Source organism: uncultured Cardiobacterium sp. (assembly GCF_938028185.1).
GTDB lineage: Bacteria > Pseudomonadota > Gammaproteobacteria > Cardiobacteriales > Cardiobacteriaceae > Cardiobacterium.
In genome coordinates this window covers 1-2,909 of sequence record NZ_CALJAH010000365.1, presented here as the reverse complement: position 1 = coordinate 2,909, position 2,909 = coordinate 1, and the positions used below count along the sequence as shown (strand labels likewise).

The window sequence follows — 2,909 nt, the reverse complement described above, 5'->3', positions numbered from 1 at the left end:
GACAAGGCGCGCCGCCGAAGGCAGTACGCATTTGTACGGCGAGGCGGCGCAACACCGTATGAGGCTTTCGGTGGATGGCTATACTGCGTGAACAAAGACAACTCGCCGCAAAAAAAAGCTGCCCGGTGCGGGCAGCCTGGCCGGTGATGGCACTTAAATATTGACGCCGTAATTTTTGGCGAGCGGGCCGAGACCGCCCTTGAAACCCTGGCCGATGGCCTTGAATTTCCATTCGCCGTTGTGGCGGTAAATCTCGCCGAAAATCATCGCCGTCTCTACCGAGGCATCTTCGGAGAGGTCAAAGCGGGCGATTTCGGTGCCGTTGTCCTGATTGACGCAGCGGATAAAGGCGCTGGAAACCTGACCGAAGTTCTGGCCGCGCGCCTCGGCGTCGTGAATGGTGACGGCGACGGCGATTTTTTCCACATCTGCCGGTACCTTGTTCAGCTCAACGATGATGGTTTCGTCATCGCCTTCGCCCTCGCCGGTGCGGTTGTCGCCGGTGTGGACGACGCTGCCGTCGGCAGATTTCGGCTGGTTGTAGAAGATGAAATCGGCATCCGAGCGCACCTTGCCGCTGGCATTGAGCAAGAAGGCGCTGCCGTCCAGGTCGAAATCGGCGCCGTCGGTGGCGCGCACATCCCAACCCAGGCCGATGAGCATCTTTTGCATACCGGGGGCTTCTTTGCTCAGGCTGACGTTGCCGCCTTTTTGCAGACTGATGGCCATGGAAATTCTCCTGTAGTTTGAAAAGAAAGGATTTTTGCAGGAATGCTGCACCGCCGATTATATCGGCGATTGGCGGGGCGTGCCAGTTGCCACCCGTTTACATCAAGCGGCGTATCGCCATAAATTCAGAAAGCAAACGGCGGGGTGTAATCGCGGCGGGTGGCCTCACTTCAAGTCCACATTCCAGCCATGAAGCAGGCAGAATAGGCGCAGATTGGCAATTTTCTGGCAGGGAACACTGAGTAGCGGCCACCAGGCGCGGCTGCCGTCCGCCTTGCGCTGGCGCACGCTGAAATCGCCGTTGGCAATGTCGCAATCACAGTCGTCGTCTAGTGAGACTACCTTGTTTTTTCTACTGATTTCATCCGAACTGCTCGTCAACCAACCAAAAACAATAGCCTCATGGGCGGCAAAGGCGCGTTGCAAGGCGGGTAGGGTGTGGCGTATCTGATATTCCTCGATGGCGGCGACGATGTCTTCCGCCGCCTGCCAATGCAGGGCGATGCGTAGGCGGTTGCCATCGTCATTGCGCAGACGAATGACCGTCCAGTGCGGGCGGAAAACGACAAGCAGACGGTAAAGCCCGCGGGCGACGTAAAGCTCCATTTCTGGCGAAAATTCAAACGTTTTGCTGCCCAAGAGACCGCGATAGCAAATGCGGTCGTCAAAAACCTCGGCACGACGCAGCAGGCTGGCGAGCAGGCGATAAAGCGCAAACAACAGCAAAGGCGAAGAGACGAGCAACAACACGATCGTAAAGGGCAGGTCATTTTCACCGTTGTAAATGCAGGTGGCGATCAGGACGAACAGCAATATGGCGTAGATGACGGCAAGCCGTGGCGGATTGCGATAAATGGCGGGGTGGGACATGGGACACTCCTTGTATGAAATAAAGGGGTGGGCATTGTCGCACATCTGCCCGGACGAGGGACAATGCAATACGATTCGCTGCGGATTTCGTGTCGCTTTGGGCAACGGATTGACCGACATTGTTTTCTGTCTGACGGAGTGATTCAATAATTGCCGCTGTCGGCTTGTCTGTCATTTTTTCATACCTCGCAGGAAATTTATGAAAAACAAAATCTGGCGCATCATTGAGCATTCGATAATTGCACAATACCTGGTAGTTATGACGGGGACTGCAATAGCGCTGCTGCTGTTGTACTGGTTCATCAGTCATGTTGATATTCTCTGGTATGACCTTTTCCGTTGTCCCGCTCCTTTTTCTGCACTGGAATTTGACGAGGTTGGTGATGTTGCCGACGGGCGGGTGCGCGTAGCTGACAATGGCCAGGAATGGATTCTTGATACAAAAAGCCGGGAACTTGTTCCTGCACCGCATGACTATACTTATGACTATCTGGGCAAACTTTCCAATGGACTGCGGCGCGCACGCAAGATCAATCAGGAGAGCTTCGGCTATATTGATGACAAAGGGCGGGAGGTCATTCCTTTTATCTATGATTATGCCGATGACTTCCATCGCGACGTGGCGCGCGTCAGGATTAAAAGACAATACACCCTGATTGACCGCAGCGGGCAGGAAATCATTCCGCGTTACCGCGATGTGCATATTTATGGCGAGCAAGGCTTTATTGGTGCAGAAAAAGCCGATGGCGGGGAAGACTTTTTTGATTTGTACGGCAAGCCGCTAACGGCGTCGGCGCTGCAAGCGGTGTACATGGCGCGGGACAGGGAAAAAGCGGAACGGGCTGCGCGGCTTCATTCTTCCAACCAGTGCTCCGCCGCCTGCAAGATGTTTTGCGCCCATTTGCCATGCGTGGTTTTTTCTTGCATCGCCCCGTTCGCGCGGAAGATGGCGCTGTCGTCGGCAAGGATTTGCGCGGCGAGGTCGCGTTCGGATTTGCTCACGCGGTAATGCGCTTCGATGATGGCGACTTGCGCCGGGTGTATGGCGCTTTTGCCGGTGAGGCCGTGGCGCAGGTCTTCTGCCACTTCTTGCGCCAGCAGTTCCGGCTGGTCGAGCAGTTCAAAGACCGGCGCGGAGAGGTGGTAGCCGTGCGGTTTGTAGATGCCGACGAGGCGGTCTATCAGGCTGCCGACGGGGGTGGCGTAGAGGGTGGCGTCGCGCGGACGGCGCAGGTGCAGGTGGCTGATGAGGTCGTTGCCGCCGATGCGCAGGCAGAGGATTTGCGCGCGCCAGTCGCGGTCGAGTTGGT

Annotated in this window: 3 protein-coding genes and 1 pseudogene; 1 reads left to right on the top strand and 3 read right to left on the bottom strand. The window is 56.2% G+C overall.

Translation table 11 applies throughout. From position 1 onward, the window contains the following. Window positions 1-153: 153 nt before the first annotated feature. On the bottom strand, window positions 154-729 hold the full coding sequence (locus tag Q0349_RS10840) for a TerD family protein (protein ID WP_298080960.1): 576 nt from the start codon (window positions 727-729) through the stop codon (window positions 154-156). A 165-nt stretch (window positions 730-894) separates the two neighbouring features. Further along, complete coding sequence (locus Q0349_RS10835; protein WP_298080959.1) at window positions 895-1,599, bottom strand: DUF6585 family protein; 705 nt, start codon at window positions 1,597-1,599, stop codon at window positions 895-897. Between the two features lie 199 nt (window positions 1,600-1,798). Between Q0349_RS10835 and Q0349_RS10830 the strand changes: the two are divergent. Continuing rightward, window positions 1,799-2,227: pseudogene (locus Q0349_RS10830) on the top strand (WG repeat-containing protein); the annotation flags it as partial. Between the two features lie 224 nt (window positions 2,228-2,451). On the opposite strand, the gene Q0349_RS10825 reads toward Q0349_RS10830, so the two are convergent. Continuing rightward, window positions 2,452-2,909 (bottom strand): HpcH/HpaI aldolase/citrate lyase family protein (locus Q0349_RS10825; RefSeq protein ID WP_298080958.1); only part of this gene is annotated, 458 nt, incomplete at its 5' end.